Genomic DNA, 13,691 nt, shown 5'->3' with positions numbered 1-13,691 from the left:
TAATCATTCATATTTGTTCGTAAGGCTGAGAACGTTAGCTATCCAGGTGCCATTCTCAGTACAATCCTCGCTATTTTTCAGACAATCGATTCCCCAACATCTGGAATATCTTCCAATTTGTTCTCTGAAGCGATATTTTCAATGTCCTCCGTTAATCCTTCAATAGCTCATGCTGCCTTTGCATAGGCCCTTAATTTGAATATACTTCTCCCCTTTTAGTTCCAGAAGGTCGCTAATGTCGTAGAGATACTTTGCAACTCCGGCATTTCCCGTCATTCACGAAACCACTCTCCCATCCTTTATCCTGATTATCCTGTCTGCTCTCTCGCCAAGTTCAGGTTCATGCGTCACCATGACAATAGTCTGTCCTTTTTCGTTCAATTCGCGAAATAGTCCGACTATCTGGTTTGAGGACTCTGTATCAAGATTTGCCGTCGGTTCATCCGCAAGAAGGATTGCAGGCTCATTCGCAAGTGCCCGGGCAATTGCTATGCGCTGCTGCTGCCCACCCGAAAGCTCACTTGGATAATGCGCAGCCCTGTCACCTATTCCCACAAGCTCCAGAAGTGAACTTGCTCTGGTATATTTTCGATCATCCATTATCATCGGGAGTGCAACATTTTCAAGCGAATTCAGTTCCTTAAGCAAGCTGAAGAACTGGAAAACAAACCCCATTTTCCTGAGCCGAAAATCAGCTCTCTCATTATCATCAAGAGAAGACACCTCGATCCCATCGATAACGATTCCCCCCGATGTTGGAGTATCAAGAAGGCCGATCATATTTAAAAGCGTTGACTTTCCGCTACCTGATGGACCCATAAGCGCAACGAATTCACCCTTTTCGATCACAAGGTCTATCCCCCTGAGAGCATGAACCTCAATTTTGCCCATATAATATATTTTCTTAAGGTTATTGATCTCGATCAAACCTATCCGCTCCATATTGCTTTAATAATATTTGTCCTTGAGGCGATAATTGCGGGATATATCCCTCCGATAATGCATGTGAGAAGTATTGATAGATCGGCTGCCATTATTGAACCTAATGATATCCGGGGCATGATTATGAGTTTCATACCGTACTCAGGCGTCATGATAAGCGGATTCTGCTGCATTCCGTTTATCAGGAATAAACCTATCAAGGTACCAAGCACTGTCCCGATGATACCTATGAATAAAGCCTGCGCAAGATATATCTTCAAAATCATTTCGCCTCTTGCGCCTATTGCTTTAAGGACACCAATTTCACGGATCTTGTTTTTTACGGTCGTGTAAATTATAAGGCTGATTGCGATCGCGGCAACAAATATGGAAATGCCTGATGTCATCGAGGATATTGCCCCAAATGTCTCGATCATTCCTGCCATTCCTGCTGAAAGTTCCTGCCAGGTCTTGACATTAGGAAGTGTGGTCTCTTTCTGGAGAATTAATTTATATTTTGTGGATTCTTCAGGATTCTCAAGCCGAATAATGATATTGCTGGCTTCATCTTTTTCGATGAGTTCCTTTACGGTACTGTATGTTGATATTATGGCATACCTGTCAAGTTCAAATGTACCTGTACTGATGATACCTTTTACCCTGAATTCGACGGGTTTTCTATCCTGATATGTGAGAATAACAGTATCACCAACATCCACTTTCATTACTTCTGCAAGAGAGGTGCCAATCAGCAGTTCATTTTTATCCTTATCATCAAGGAATTCTCCCCTCTCCAATGTTTTTGAAAGTGTGGAGGCTTTTTCTTCAAGTGATGGTTTTATCCCGAATATTGCAATTCCGATTTTTTCAGATCTTGATTCGAGATCTATACTGCCTGTAATCCGGGGAGCAGCACCTACAATGCCTTTTATCCCTGTGACCTTCGAAAGCACGCTTTCTGATTTTGGAATAAAGCTATCGCCAGTATTTGGCTGGATCTGCAAATGCCCTGTGTAAACATTAACAGTATTCCCTACAAAAGCATCCTGCATCCCGTTATTCAACGCTGTCGTAAAAAGCGGTCCAACGACCCCTATCGTTATGGCCAGGATGACCATCAGTGTTTCACGCCTTCTTTTTGACATATCCTTTATGGCAAGGAACAGCCAGGCTTTCATGGTCAGTGTTTCCTTTTTACCAGGTAAAATATTATAGCAGCTATTGCTATTATTCCAATTAATATCGGCAGGAGGTTTTGGCTTTCTGCTGGATTCACAACAATGATCATGTCTTTTTGTATCTCATGTTTTCCAAAGTCATCTTCAAAGGTTATATGCAAAACACCGTTTTGTTTACCGCTGCTATCAGCATCCAGTGTAAAGAGCGCATTTGAATAATCATCCTTTTTTATCTCCCCAAGATAAGCAAGATTATCCCCGGAGAGTGCGGATTCAAGACGTGCCATAACTCCTTTTGCATCTCCTGTGCCTGTATTTTCGATCTTTATATTAAGGGTAAAAGGCTGGTTCTCCATTAATCTTGCAGGTTCTGTGATCTTTTTGGCGATGTCCATATTTGCTCTTCCTGAGGCAATTATGCCAACAAGTTTGCTCTCGTTATACTCTATGCCCCTTTCGTCAAGATACTTAAGCTCAAGATCGATAGGATAATTTTTGATAGCTGCGTCCTTTTCCAGGGAAAACCATATTTCTGAATTTTTCTGTGACCCCTGAGGCATATCTTTAAAGATCAGTTCCGAATCCGAAGAGAGGGGGATAAGGGCTTTATCTTCCGGGTTCAGGCTGATTTTTAACCATTTAATTTCGTTATCGCCCACATTTTCAAGAGAGATTTGTATTTTAAAAACTTCCCCTGGCTCGACCTGGCTATTGTTTGATGCTACCGATACATTTTTTATCTCTATCAGTGTCTCCCCTTTGATCGTTAGTGTGATCTTGCCGTTATATTCCTTATTATCATAAAAAATTGTATAGGGTAGATCATAAACCCCATATTTTGCGTCCCGGTCAATATCTATCTTGAAAAATGTTTTTCGAGACATGTGCGGCATCAGGTCAAAATAAGGTGTGTATTCATCTCCTGATCCTCCTGCGCTGATAAGATATCCGGGGTTATTTATTTCACCGAGCTTGTTATTCGGAGAGTAGGATGCAGAAAATGGATATCTTAAAAAAAGATATGTTTTGACATTACTAAGGGAAGTATCCTGATCATTTTGTATCGTGAATTCAAGCCCGATGTTCCTGTCACCAGGCGTCAGGTGAGGAGCAGAAAGCACAGTTGTTACATTGAAAGGATCAGCCTGTACGTTTATGACAAATGCTAATATTAAAAATAATGTAATTATATATTTTCTCATATGTTTAACTCCGGTTTCTGATTCATTGATTTATTGTATGTATCCCAATTTTTATCATAATTTACCTTCAGCATAAAATCAAGAGATCCTTTAATCATATCATTTACCTGTTCCTCAGGGAATATAATGCCTCTACTGCGAATTATTAATGATGCGATTCCATGGACATAAGACCATAATGAGAATGCGACTATATCCACGTCCATCCGGGGGAACAATCCCTGTGTCATACATTCTTTCACATTATTCTTGAGCAATTCATATGACTTTAGACCGATGTCACAGAAATTCGTCTCCTTTATATTTTTTACAGGACCTCTCATCATAAACATCAGGTCATAATATTCAGGATTTTCAAGGGCAAATGAAATATATGCCTCCCCATGTTTGAGCAGACGTTTAAGGGGATCATTTGTATTGAGTGAAGTTTTCTGCCATTCGTATAGCTTTTCAAATCCTTCTCCCCGGAGAGTGTAAAGAATTTCATCTTTATTTTTGAAGTATAGATAAATAGTCGCCGGGCTGTATTCAATTTTTTCTGCAATATTTCTTATGGTTATGTTATTGAACCCCTTATCCAGGAACAACTTCATTGCTGTCTTTAGAATAAGTTCTTTCATTTCAGATTTTTCAGTTTCTTTTCTTTCTTTTATTCCCATAACTAAACATTGTTAATTTAATAAACATTATTTTTCATATTATTTATAGATTACGGATGGCAGGAAGCACTCCTTGAATGATATCAGAAGGGAAAGGAACTGTTCGAGTCTGGAAGGAGCACTGAAGGAAAAGATTCCACAAATTACGAAAGTTAAGGCAGTTCGGGATCGAGATATGACTCGTATGTCGCGATCGCATTGAAAGTGGATTTTACTTTGGATTTAATGCAGCAAGAAAAGCTTTAAACGATTTGCATTTATTCGAAAGCACATCAAAATCCAATTCAGCGGCATACTTTGGAAGACGACTTTTTATATATCCATCTTTCTTTTTTAGCGCATCAGAAGGTTTTGAGTGCTTCCAATTTAGATCTTTGCTGATGCATATCCACTCTTCGATCTCATATTCTGCAAGTATAATTTTAACAGGCGTTGTCATATTATTCGGTATATGGCCCTTTGCCCTTTTTCATATCTATATGAATTCTGAGGGCCATCAGCATCAAGAACTATTATGATCAGGTCACATGTGTTATCCTTATCAACCATTTTCAAAATTTCATCCAGCTTTCCATTACAATCAGCTGGTAAATGTTTTGGTTTTTGAATTATTAAATTTTTATTTACGAGATTCTCCGTTTTAAGTCTTTCAATTACAATTGGAAAAAAAGGAACACCCCAGGAATCTTCGACTATTAGTTTTATTTTCATGTTTTTTATTCGATGTGAGATATCTCTCCATAAAGCCAGCCTGTACTAAACGTTATACCCTTTTCCTTTAAGAAATCTCTTATTTTATCTGGATCTTTAATTCTCTTGAATCTCGATTCTCCCCGTTCTTTTTCTACAAGGATCATATCATCAGGCTCGGTCATATCAACTACAACTGGCGAGTGTGTTGTTATTATTGCCTGGATATCGCTTGCTTTTATTGTATCTAGAATAAGTTCCAAGGTTTCAGGATGCAGGGAATTCTCAATTTCATCGATTATGAGTAGAGGCGGTTTTAGGTAAATCGCTATAAGAACAGTCAAAATCTTATAAATTCCATCGGAGGTATTAGGTGGTAAAAGGTCAAACCCGTTCTCAAAGAATTTTATCATAACCCTGCCATCGTCAGTAATATGCGGGCGCACATCTATTTTTGGAAAAACTAATGAAAGTGGATTGTAAATTTCTTCTGGTACTTTACCTTCTTTAAGATAAATTGTGTGATATACGCTTGCTAGATTGGTTCCATCTTCTTTTATTGTTTCTTCCCTTCTGAATTGTTGGGGTACTTTCATTAGACGGATATTGAGCGGATATAAAATTAATTGCTTATCGAAAGTTAAGGAGATTATATTAGCTGCAATTGTATAAAGCGCATTGAAAAGCAAAATGGTTCCTTCTTTGAATCCCAATTCTTCTTCACATTCTATAGCAGGACATAAAATTGTAATTTCCTCAGACCTTTCTCCCGTAATAATACTCTCTTTAGGAACCTTAAAGACAGATAACATAAGACTGTGTGAGGTATTTTTGTCTGTAAAAATATCACCTGTCCAAGAAAGTTTTCTGGATGCATATTCAAAAAGTCTTAGCTCTGAGCCCACTCTTAATTTTGTTCCTTCTGTAAAAGAGCCTTTTATCTTTTTCAATTTGATTTTAGCCCCTTTGGAAGTTTCATATTTATTAAGATTGTTCATAAAATATTCTGAAGCTTTTACATCATGCTTAATCGTTAGCCATTCACCTTCTTTCTCAAATTTAAGAAAACCTCTTATATCCAATACTTCTTTAAAAATCTGGAATTTTCCCCCAGTTCCAGTAAAGCTAGTCTCAAAATAGACATCATACTCTTCAATATCAAAAAGCAGCCCCATAATTATAGGCAGCTCTTCCTTTCTTTGCCATACTACATTGTTATAACCCCACCACTCTAAAAATGGAAAAGGATCTTTATCAACATATATCTTTTTCAATAACCTGAATGCTTCAATCAAATTCGATTTCCCTGAAGCATTAGCCCCCACAACTACATTCATCTTCCCAATATCGATTTCACAATCATGAAGGCTTTTGAAATTCTTAATAAAAACCTTTTTTAGAGACGCTTTCACCATCAAAGCATTATTTAAAGAGCATACTATTTAAATTTTTGTAACCTCAAATAATAAAACATCGATACAAATTCACATCTCCTTCCTCAGCTTCGCTATCCTGTCCCTTATCTTTGCAGCCTTCTCAAACTCCTGGCTCCTGGCAGCCCGATGCATTTCAGCTTCAAGCTCCACAATATAATTGAAAATCTCCTCTCTGGGCGGCGCCTCCTCGGTTACCGCACGCGGTTCAACAGCCTTTTGTATAGTCTGCGGCGTGATGTTATGCTCTTTATTATATTCTATCTGCATGGTTCGCCTTCTGTTTGTCTCATCTATCGCCCTTTGCATCGAACCAGTCATCCTGTCTGCATACATCACCACTTTCCCCTCAACATTTCTTGAAGTCCTTCCTATTGTCTGCAAAAGAGAGCGGTCAGAACGCAGGAAACCTTCCTTATCAGCATCGAGGATAGCAACAAGCGCGACTTCAGGCAGGTCAAGTCCTTCACGAAGGAGGTTGATCCCTACGAGTACATCGAATTCACCAAGACGCAGCCCCCTGATTATCTCGATTCTCTCCAGCGTCTCTATCTCAGAATGCATGTATCTTGCTTTGATCCCGGCTCCAAGAAGATATTCTGTAAGGTCTTCTGCCATTCTTTTTGTAAGAGTTGTAACAAGAACCCTGAATTTTTTTGCGGTCTTTGCGCGGATCTCCCCGATCAGGTCATCAATCTGTCCTGTTATGGGTTTTACTATGATCTCAGGATCAACAAGCCCTGTGGGGCGGATGATCTGCTCTACGACCTGTGCGCTCATGGCAACCTCATAATCAGCAGGCGTTGCCGAAATATACAGAGTCTGGTTCACCCTTTCGCTGAATTCATCGAACGTGAGAGGGCGGTTATCGTATGCTGACGGCAGCCTGAAACCGTAATTCACCAGAGATTCTTTTCGCGCATGGTCTCCTGCCTGCATACCGCGTATTTGCGGAATGGTAACATGCGATTCATCGATCACTATCAAAAAGTCCTTCGGGAAATAATCCATAAGCGTATATGCGGGCTCACCCGCTCTTCGGCCGTCCATGTGGCGGCTGTAATTTTCTATTCCCTGGCAGTACCCGATCTCATGCATCATCTCAATATCGAATTTTGTGCGCTGTTCAAGGCGCGCCGCTTCCAGTATTTTTCCAGTTCGCTTTAGTTCCTGTAATCTTCCTTTGAGTTCTTCCTCTATTGATTCAATAGCAAGATCGATCTTTTCCTGCGGCATAACAAAATGCTTGGCAGGATAGATGACCAGGGCATCTTTTTCCAGAATAGTTTTTCCTGTCAGCGGGTCAAATTCCGAGATGCGTTCAATCTCATCACCGAAAAGTTCGATCCTGATTCCGGTTGATGCATAAGAAGGAAATATTTCGATCGTATCACCGCGCGCCCGGAATTTCCCTGTACTGAAATCAAGGTCATTTCGTTCATATTGCATATCCACAAACCTTGAAAGTATTACCTTTCGCGGCGCTTCATCTCCTTTTCGAAGAAGAATGGACATATCACGCCATTCCTGCGGCGACCCGATGCCATAAATGCAGGAGACGCTTGCTACAACAATAACATCCCGCCGCTCGAACAGTGACCGTGTTGCAGAAAGGCGCATCCTGTTAATCTCCTCGTTTATGGAAGCGTCTTTTTCAATATAGGTATCAGTCTGGGGGATATAGGCTTCAGGCTGGTAGTAATCATAGTAGCTTACAAAGTACTCAACTGCATTTTCGGGGAAAAAAGCCTTGAATTCGGAATAAAGCTGTGCTGCAAGGGTCTTGTTGTGCGAAATGACAAGAGTCGGGCGCCGGGTATTCTGGATAACATTGGCGACAGTGAAGGTTTTCCCGGAACCTGTCACACCAAGAAGTGTCTGGTGTTTCATGTCCTGATTAAGACCCATGGTCAGCTTCTCGATGGCTTTTACCTGGTCGCCTTTTGGTTCAAATACTGATGTGAGTTTAAATGTCAATGTTATCCCTTTAGTTTAGATTTATTCAATTGATAATAAAGGGAATCCTGTTCATTTATTTTTTTTTCAGTTATGCATAAAGTACGGTAAAAGTGCTTTCTTATATTTTCTGGCTATGTGAACGCCATTACCTGTTCTGTGGAAACCATGTCTACCATCCTGTGTCTTCCTTCTTTAACAAGTTCTACTAATCCAAAACCTTCCAGGTATTTTAAATCCCTTAATACAGATTTCCAATCCCTATGCAAAATTTCTGCAATTTCACTTACATTGATATGAGGATTTTTTGCGATATGATGAAGCATTTCAAGCCTTCTGGGTGTGAATAATCCTGCTGCCTGATGTGGTGTCAGCAAGAGGGTGTTATCGTCCTTTATAATACCTTTTTCAGCATTGCCTAAGATTTCATTTATTTCTGCATCAATTTCTTTTTCACAGATTATTCTTATTTTCATAACTTTTCACAACCATTACTCGTAGTTCACGTCCAAGCTCTTCGACAAACTTCCTTGCCTCTGTCAGTGTCATATTTATGGTATCGGGCAGAATAACCTCTGGCAGAAACTATCAAGAATCCTTACTGCAAACAAATATCCGATAGGCATTTCAGATCATTCATTGCTGTCTTATATCATCTATATTCATTTCCCGTAGAAAATGCACTTTTAATTCAGGATGATGTTCCCGTACGTTATGAAAAAAACGTCTGTCGCCTGTTATGAGAATAGAATTTTCACGATAAGCGCATGCAAAAACAACAGTATCAAATCCACTTAAATGTGTTTCTACACCTTTTTCCATACAATATTCCGTAAAGTTCTCATTCAAATATAATATCAAAGAAGCATTTTTCTTAATACTTTCATAAACATCTTTAGCAATTCTACTTCCTACTGCCCTGCTCATAACGATAGCAACTTCTACCAAAACTGTTGAGGGAATTATCAATTCGTAATCACCATTGATTACATCTTTGAATATATTGTCTGCCTTGGTATGCAGGACTTTAAATTCGTCATAATTATCTTTGTATATCTTTTTAGTTGGTTCTATAAAAGCATAAACAAGAACATCACTATCGATTGTGACTTTCATTACTATATCAGATATTTCTTTTCTCTCATTATTCTTATTTCGGCAGTTGGATCAATCGGCTCTTTTAAGTGCTTTGAGATTGTTTTCTTTAGATTTTCATATTCCTTGATCTCGGCTTGTACATCCCGCTTTTTCTGCTTATAAATATATTGTAATAGCATATGGATTTCATTATCCATTCCAAGAAGCCTTTTCTCGACAACTTCCAAATTCATAATATTTCATATTATCTATTTGTATATAAGAATATTCCAGTATCATTTCTGCTTCATGACGCTGTCCTCTACAGCCTTCAGATCACCATCTGAAAGCAGCGCCGCATATCCATCCTCGGACACTGGAACAGAATAACTCGGGGATCACCAATATATAAATTTACTTATTGTATTTTTTGAATATAGCCCTTTCTTAGGTTTTGTTTGTCAGGCTCTACCTGTTGATTTCTGTATATTCTTTGAAACTTGGGTCAATAACATTTTATACTTCTTTATTACATAGTATTTATCATAAAATATTCATCATAAAACGGCGTGGCAGGATCTTGAGCTCAAATAAAAATACTGAACAAGTTAAAGATAAGTTCAGGGAAGATTTGACTTTCTTCGATTTAACCAATATTATTGTGGGTTCGATTGTTGGGGCTGACATTTATATAGCTTCTGCATTGACAGCAGGAATGATCGGACCTTTTTCAATAATCGTCTGGATTATTCCAGGTATAATGGCCACAATATTAGCATTGGTTTTTGCTTACTGTAGTTATTACATTCCGAAGGTGGGAGGTCCTTTCGCTTTTGTTTCTTATGCTTTTGATGATTTTTTTGGTTTCCTTACCGGCTGGAGTATGTGGGTTGCAGAAATCCTTGCATTACCGGTTTTTGCTATAGCTTTTGTACAATACCTGCAATATTTTTTCCCCTGGATTCTGTTCAACAAATTCTCGTAAAAGGATTGTTCGTATTTGCTTTAACTTTTATAAATATAATTGGAGTTAAAGCTGCAGGAAAAGTCAACGACGTTTTGACTGTCATTAAACTGATCCCGCTAATTTTATTGATCTTCGGGGGGATTTTCTTTTTCGTATTTAATCCAGAAACTCTTGTTACAAATTATACACCATTAGCCCCGCTGGGTTTGAATAATTTCGGGGCTGCCCTGGTGTTGATATTCTGGGCATATGCCGGATTTGAACTGGGCACACTGCCTGCAAGTGAAGTTAAAGATCCAAAAAGAACAATACCAAAAGCGATAGCAACCGGTATGATGATTGTCACAGCATTTTATCTTTTTACTAATTTTGTTATTTATGGGACAATTAAATGGTCTGCTTTAGCAACGACTTCAACTCCCCTGGTTGATGTTGCATTAGTAATTTTTGGGACGGTTGGAGCCTTAATTATGGCTATAGGGGCTTTATTATCAGTATCAGGATCTGATGAAGCAAATATCCTCACCACCGCACGATTATCGTATGCAATGTCTATTGATGGCTTATTTCCCGGAATATTTTCTAAAATCCACACAAGCTTTGGCACACCATATATGGCATTATTGATCCATGGGATAATTGCATTTACGTTGTCCATTTTTTCCGGATTACGTGGATTGATCTCATTTTCTGTTTTTAATCTTGCATTTTCATACCTGTTAACCTGTCTTGCCCTGATCATACTAAAAAAACGTACAGAAAAAGGTTTATATGGGCAAAATATTTTGCCCTGGATTGGTATCGGCGTATGTCTATATCTCCTTTATTCCACATCTATGTTCGATAAGGTTGTTGGTTTGGCGTTAATATTCTTCGGTATCCTTCTGTATGTGTTTTTTTCACCAAAAACAGATATCCTCCATCTAAAAGAGTTGTTTATTTCTGAAGAAAATATTTTTATAAGGAGAATGGAAAGGAAAGAGCGGTTCTTAGCAAATTTTATACGGTTGTTGCGTAAAACCTATCGAAGAGTCAGGGCAATTTAGCGTTTGATGGTATCTAATAGGCGGTTGTCACAAATTCAGGTTTTCAAACAATGATCAAATATTCAGACAAGCTCTAAGAAATATGTACCTCTTCATGTTTCATTTTCTTAAGCCCGCCCTCTTTTCGCCGGAGCACAGGATGTACGGATGCGGCTTCTAAAATCCATATTTGTCCTTTCTCAGTCGGAATGCTTTCTCTCCTCCTTCCATTACGGAAGTGATTTCATTTCTGACCGTTTTCTTATCAATTGCACCTTCTTCTTTTAATATTCCTCTTGTTTGACTTGTTGAATCTTTGTAATCACAGCAAATTACTAATTCAGCATCTCCATTAACAACAAGATTTGCATTATGACTTGTAAACACTAATTGCCTTTTCTTTTTTGCATCCCAAATGTTTTTTATTATTTGGTCAATTGCTCTGTTGTCAATATCATCTTCAGGCTGGTCAATAAGAAGCGGAATTCCGGACTGATTTAATAAAACTGTCAAAAGTGCTGTTGCTTGTTGTCCTGCCGATGCTGCCGCAAATGGAATAACATCACCAAGTTTATTATTGGTTTTGTAATAAAATTCAGGATTAAATTCTAACTCATTTGTAGATAACCTCAACCAATCATCTGTTGAAATTTTACTACATAGTTTTGATTTCTGTTCTTCGGTAAATTTACAAGATGTCAGAATTGGAGTTTCAGGAATTTTCAATGTTTTATCATCTGAAACTTTTAGTTCGACTAACAATCTAAATTCCTCTAAAACTGAAATGTATTCTTTAATTGGTTCGTTTGATTGTTTGATATGCTCAATTATTGCATCAATTTTTTCTTCTCTAATTCTTGTTCCTTCAAAAATATTTTTTAGTTGCGTTTTGAAAGGTTGGAAATTAATGCTCTTTGTTACTTCGGCTTTTATCAAATTATTTGATAATTGTGTAAACTGTTTTGCTTGTTCATTTAATAACAAAACCTTATCTGTATGAAATTTTAACCAATTCTGCTTTTGAATATTAAAGTCATTTTCAAAATTTCCAATTTCTTTAATAAGTGATTTTTTGTCTGAAACTTCTTTATTAATTCCACTTATTTCCTTTTCAATTTGCTGAATTTCATGAAGCTGTTGTTTGCTTGATTGAGACTTGCTTTTTGCAATATCATAAGCAGCCTCAAAAGATTCTTTTTTCAATCTCCATTCATCCAACATTGCATTGAATTTATTCAAATATTCAGCACTAAAAATGTTTTTTAATGTTGTTGCTGCTGTCTTTATCTCAACAAATTTTGCTTCAACTTCTGCCGAAATATTTTGAATTAATTGTTTGTTTTCAGTTTCATCAACTTTTCTTAATGGTTCAGGATATAATTCAAGAAGTTTAAGAAGCTCATCTGCTTTATTTTCAACCACACTTAATTCTTTTATAGAATTGTTTATTATGGTTTGTTCTATTTCATATTTTGATTTTTTATTAATGGTCTCTTTGTCAGCATCTGAAATTCCTTTCAGAGATTTTCTGATATTGTCAACTTGTGTATTTAATGACTGGAATTGAAGATTGAAGTTTTTAATCTCCTGTTCAATTTCTTTTTTTCTTATCAACTGATTATATGAATTTTTAAGTTTTGTCCCAGTTTCACTAAGTTGAAATTTCAATGTATCTAATTGGCTAAGAATAGGTTGTTCAATAAATCGTTTCAATTCCTCTGTCTTTACACCAACATCACTTAGCTGCTTTTGACTATATGATTGAATTGGAAGTAACTTACGAATATCTTCTTCTTTCACCTGCTGAAATTCATCTTCTCCGATTTTCAAAAGTATTTCTCGCCCAGAATTGCGCTTTACAACGTGAAGAATTCCATTCTTCTCCATTGTTATTCTTACTTCTCCATTTACATCAACCAAAGTTTTTTGAATTAATGCATTCCTTCTTTTTTCAATAACAGTTAGCTCATCGTAATCAGCATTCTGAATTGTTTGGTCACATAATCCCCATCTCAAATATTCCAGTATTGTTGATTTTCCGGTTCCTCTTCCGCCTATTAGAGCATTATATTGTTTGTTGAAATCTATATTGAATGTTCCTAAAAATTTGGAAGTTGTAACATCAATTGATTTAATATAAATTTGAGGTAATTCAGGTTCTGTCTGTGAAATTCTGGATTCTTTCGCCAAACAAGCTTGTCGTATTGCTTCTGCTGTTGGTTCTGCCCACTTAATCCATGTTGAATGTTGTCCGAATTCTCTGCCATCTTCAAAACGATTATCAGATGTTGAAATAACAGCAATGGATTTGTTTCCATAATGAACATCACCACCATTGATTTTATTTTGATAACCCGATTCAGGTGAAATAGCTTTGTCAACATAGCCACCAACGCAAGGCATTTTTCTGTAATGTTCTTGAAAACCTCGTCGCAAAATTGAATCCTGCCCATCTTTTCCGACATGAGGTAAAATAATATAGTGTCCACGACAATAAGCAAGTTCATCTAATTTTTTATGGAGATGCACTAAGTACCTATCCGAAAAGTAGAAAAACAATGACATAGAGAAATAATGTAGTAA

The 13,691-nt window shown here is 37.5% G+C and carries 14 protein-coding genes; 2 read left to right on the top strand and 12 right to left on the bottom strand.

Annotated features, from left to right (window positions below):
* Nucleotides 1-276: 276 nt before the first annotated feature.
* From CL181_RS11405 to CL181_RS11355, 11 genes are all read right to left on the bottom strand, one after another.
* Nucleotides 277-942 (bottom strand): ABC transporter ATP-binding protein, encoded by a 666-nt coding sequence (locus CL181_RS11405; RefSeq protein ID WP_097299436.1) that lies wholly within the window; start codon nt 940-942, stop codon nt 277-279.
* Complete coding sequence (locus CL181_RS11400) at nt 930-2,099, bottom strand: FtsX-like permease family protein (protein WP_097299435.1); 1,170 nt, start codon at nt 2,097-2,099, stop codon at nt 930-932. The genes CL181_RS11405 and CL181_RS11400 overlap by 13 nt, the downstream gene beginning before the upstream one ends.
* 2 nt (nt 2,100-2,101) lie before the next feature.
* On the bottom strand, nt 2,102-3,301 hold the full coding sequence (locus CL181_RS11395) for a COG1361 S-layer family protein (protein ID WP_097299434.1): 1,200 nt from the start codon (nt 3,299-3,301) through the stop codon (nt 2,102-2,104).
* Nucleotides 3,298-3,960 carry a TetR/AcrR family transcriptional regulator gene (locus tag CL181_RS11390; protein WP_097299433.1) on the bottom strand — a complete coding sequence of 221 codons (663 nt, stop codon included), beginning with the start codon at nt 3,958-3,960 and terminating at the stop codon, nt 3,298-3,300. Before CL181_RS11390 ends, CL181_RS11395 begins: the two co-directional genes overlap by 4 nt.
* A gap of 211 nt (nt 3,961-4,171) precedes the next feature.
* On the bottom strand, nt 4,172-4,399 hold the full coding sequence (locus CL181_RS11385; RefSeq protein ID WP_097299432.1) for a hypothetical protein: 228 nt from the start codon (nt 4,397-4,399) through the stop codon (nt 4,172-4,174).
* The gene (locus CL181_RS11380) at nt 4,396-4,671 is read right to left on the bottom strand and encodes a hypothetical protein (protein WP_097299431.1); all 276 of its coding nucleotides are present in this window, start codon (nt 4,669-4,671) and stop codon (nt 4,396-4,398) included. The genes CL181_RS11385 and CL181_RS11380 overlap by 4 nt, the downstream gene beginning before the upstream one ends.
* Before the next feature lie 5 nt (nt 4,672-4,676).
* The gene (locus CL181_RS11375; protein WP_097299430.1) at nt 4,677-6,065 is read right to left on the bottom strand and encodes an AAA family ATPase; all 1,389 of its coding nucleotides are present in this window, start codon (nt 6,063-6,065) and stop codon (nt 4,677-4,679) included.
* A gap of 69 nt (nt 6,066-6,134) precedes the next feature.
* On the bottom strand, nt 6,135-8,060 hold the full coding sequence (gene uvrB / locus CL181_RS11370) for an excinuclease ABC subunit UvrB (protein WP_097299429.1): 1,926 nt from the start codon (nt 8,058-8,060) through the stop codon (nt 6,135-6,137).
* Nucleotides 8,061-8,173: 113 nt separating this feature from the next.
* Nucleotides 8,174-8,515 carry a hypothetical protein gene (locus CL181_RS11365; RefSeq protein ID WP_097299428.1) on the bottom strand — a complete coding sequence of 114 codons (342 nt, stop codon included), beginning with the start codon at nt 8,513-8,515 and terminating at the stop codon, nt 8,174-8,176.
* Between the two features lie 160 nt (nt 8,516-8,675).
* Nucleotides 8,676-9,155: a PIN domain-containing protein gene (locus CL181_RS11360; protein WP_097299427.1), complete on the bottom strand. Its 480-nt coding sequence runs from the start codon at nt 9,153-9,155 to the stop codon at nt 8,676-8,678.
* A gap of 2 nt (nt 9,156-9,157) precedes the next feature.
* Nucleotides 9,158-9,370, bottom strand: a complete 213-nt coding sequence (locus CL181_RS11355; RefSeq protein ID WP_097299426.1) for a hypothetical protein — start codon at nt 9,368-9,370, stop codon at nt 9,158-9,160.
* A gap of 326 nt (nt 9,371-9,696) precedes the next feature.
* Between CL181_RS11355 and CL181_RS20925 the strand changes: the two genes are divergently transcribed.
* Both CL181_RS20925 and CL181_RS11350 read left to right on the top strand, forming a co-directional pair.
* Nucleotides 9,697-10,101, top strand: coding sequence for an APC family permease (locus CL181_RS20925; RefSeq protein ID WP_217993161.1), 405 nt, complete (start codon nt 9,697-9,699; stop codon nt 10,099-10,101).
* Nucleotides 10,002-11,129 carry an APC family permease gene (locus CL181_RS11350; protein ID WP_255251550.1) on the top strand — a complete coding sequence of 376 codons (1,128 nt, stop codon included), beginning with the start codon at nt 10,002-10,004 and terminating at the stop codon, nt 11,127-11,129. Before CL181_RS20925 ends, CL181_RS11350 begins: the two co-directional genes overlap by 100 nt.
* A 156-nt stretch (nt 11,130-11,285) precedes the next feature.
* Here the strand turns inward: CL181_RS11350 and CL181_RS11345 are convergent.
* Nucleotides 11,286-13,691: TrlF family AAA-like ATPase (locus tag CL181_RS11345; RefSeq protein ID WP_141398887.1), on the bottom strand; the 2,406-nt coding region annotated here is incomplete at its 5' end.

This window comes from Candidatus Methanoperedens sp. BLZ2 (assembly GCF_002487355.1).
GTDB lineage: Archaea > Halobacteriota > Methanosarcinia > Methanosarcinales > Methanoperedenaceae > Methanoperedens.
Note: the sequence above shows the minus strand (reverse complement) of the source record. Positions and strands in the feature narration are given on the sequence as shown.

Coding starts and splice junctions, on each gene's coding strand:
- CL181_RS11375 (WP_097299430.1), bottom strand. CDS start 6,065: ATGGTGAAAGCGTCTCTAAAAAAGGTTTTTATTAAGAATTTCAAAAGC.
- CL181_RS11380 (WP_097299431.1), bottom strand. CDS start 4,671: ATGAAAATAAAACTAATAGTCGAAGATTCCTGGGGTGTTCCTTTTTTT.
- CL181_RS11405 (WP_097299436.1), bottom strand. CDS start 942: ATGGAGCGGATAGGTTTGATCGAGATCAATAACCTTAAGAAAATATAT.
- CL181_RS11400 (WP_097299435.1), bottom strand. CDS start 2,099: ATGAAAGCCTGGCTGTTCCTTGCCATAAAGGATATGTCAAAAAGAAGG.
- CL181_RS11360 (WP_097299427.1), bottom strand. CDS start 9,155: ATGAAAGTCACAATCGATAGTGATGTTCTTGTTTATGCTTTTATAGAA.
- CL181_RS11390 (WP_097299433.1), bottom strand. CDS start 3,960: ATGGGAATAAAAGAAAGAAAAGAAACTGAAAAATCTGAAATGAAAGAA.
- CL181_RS11395 (WP_097299434.1), bottom strand. CDS start 3,301: ATGAGAAAATATATAATTACATTATTTTTAATATTAGCATTTGTCATA.
- CL181_RS11355 (WP_097299426.1), bottom strand. CDS start 9,370: ATGAATTTGGAAGTTGTCGAGAAAAGGCTTCTTGGAATGGATAATGAA.
- CL181_RS11385 (WP_097299432.1), bottom strand. CDS start 4,399: ATGACAACGCCTGTTAAAATTATACTTGCAGAATATGAGATCGAAGAG.
- CL181_RS11365 (WP_097299428.1), bottom strand. CDS start 8,515: ATGAAAATAAGAATAATCTGTGAAAAAGAAATTGATGCAGAAATAAAT.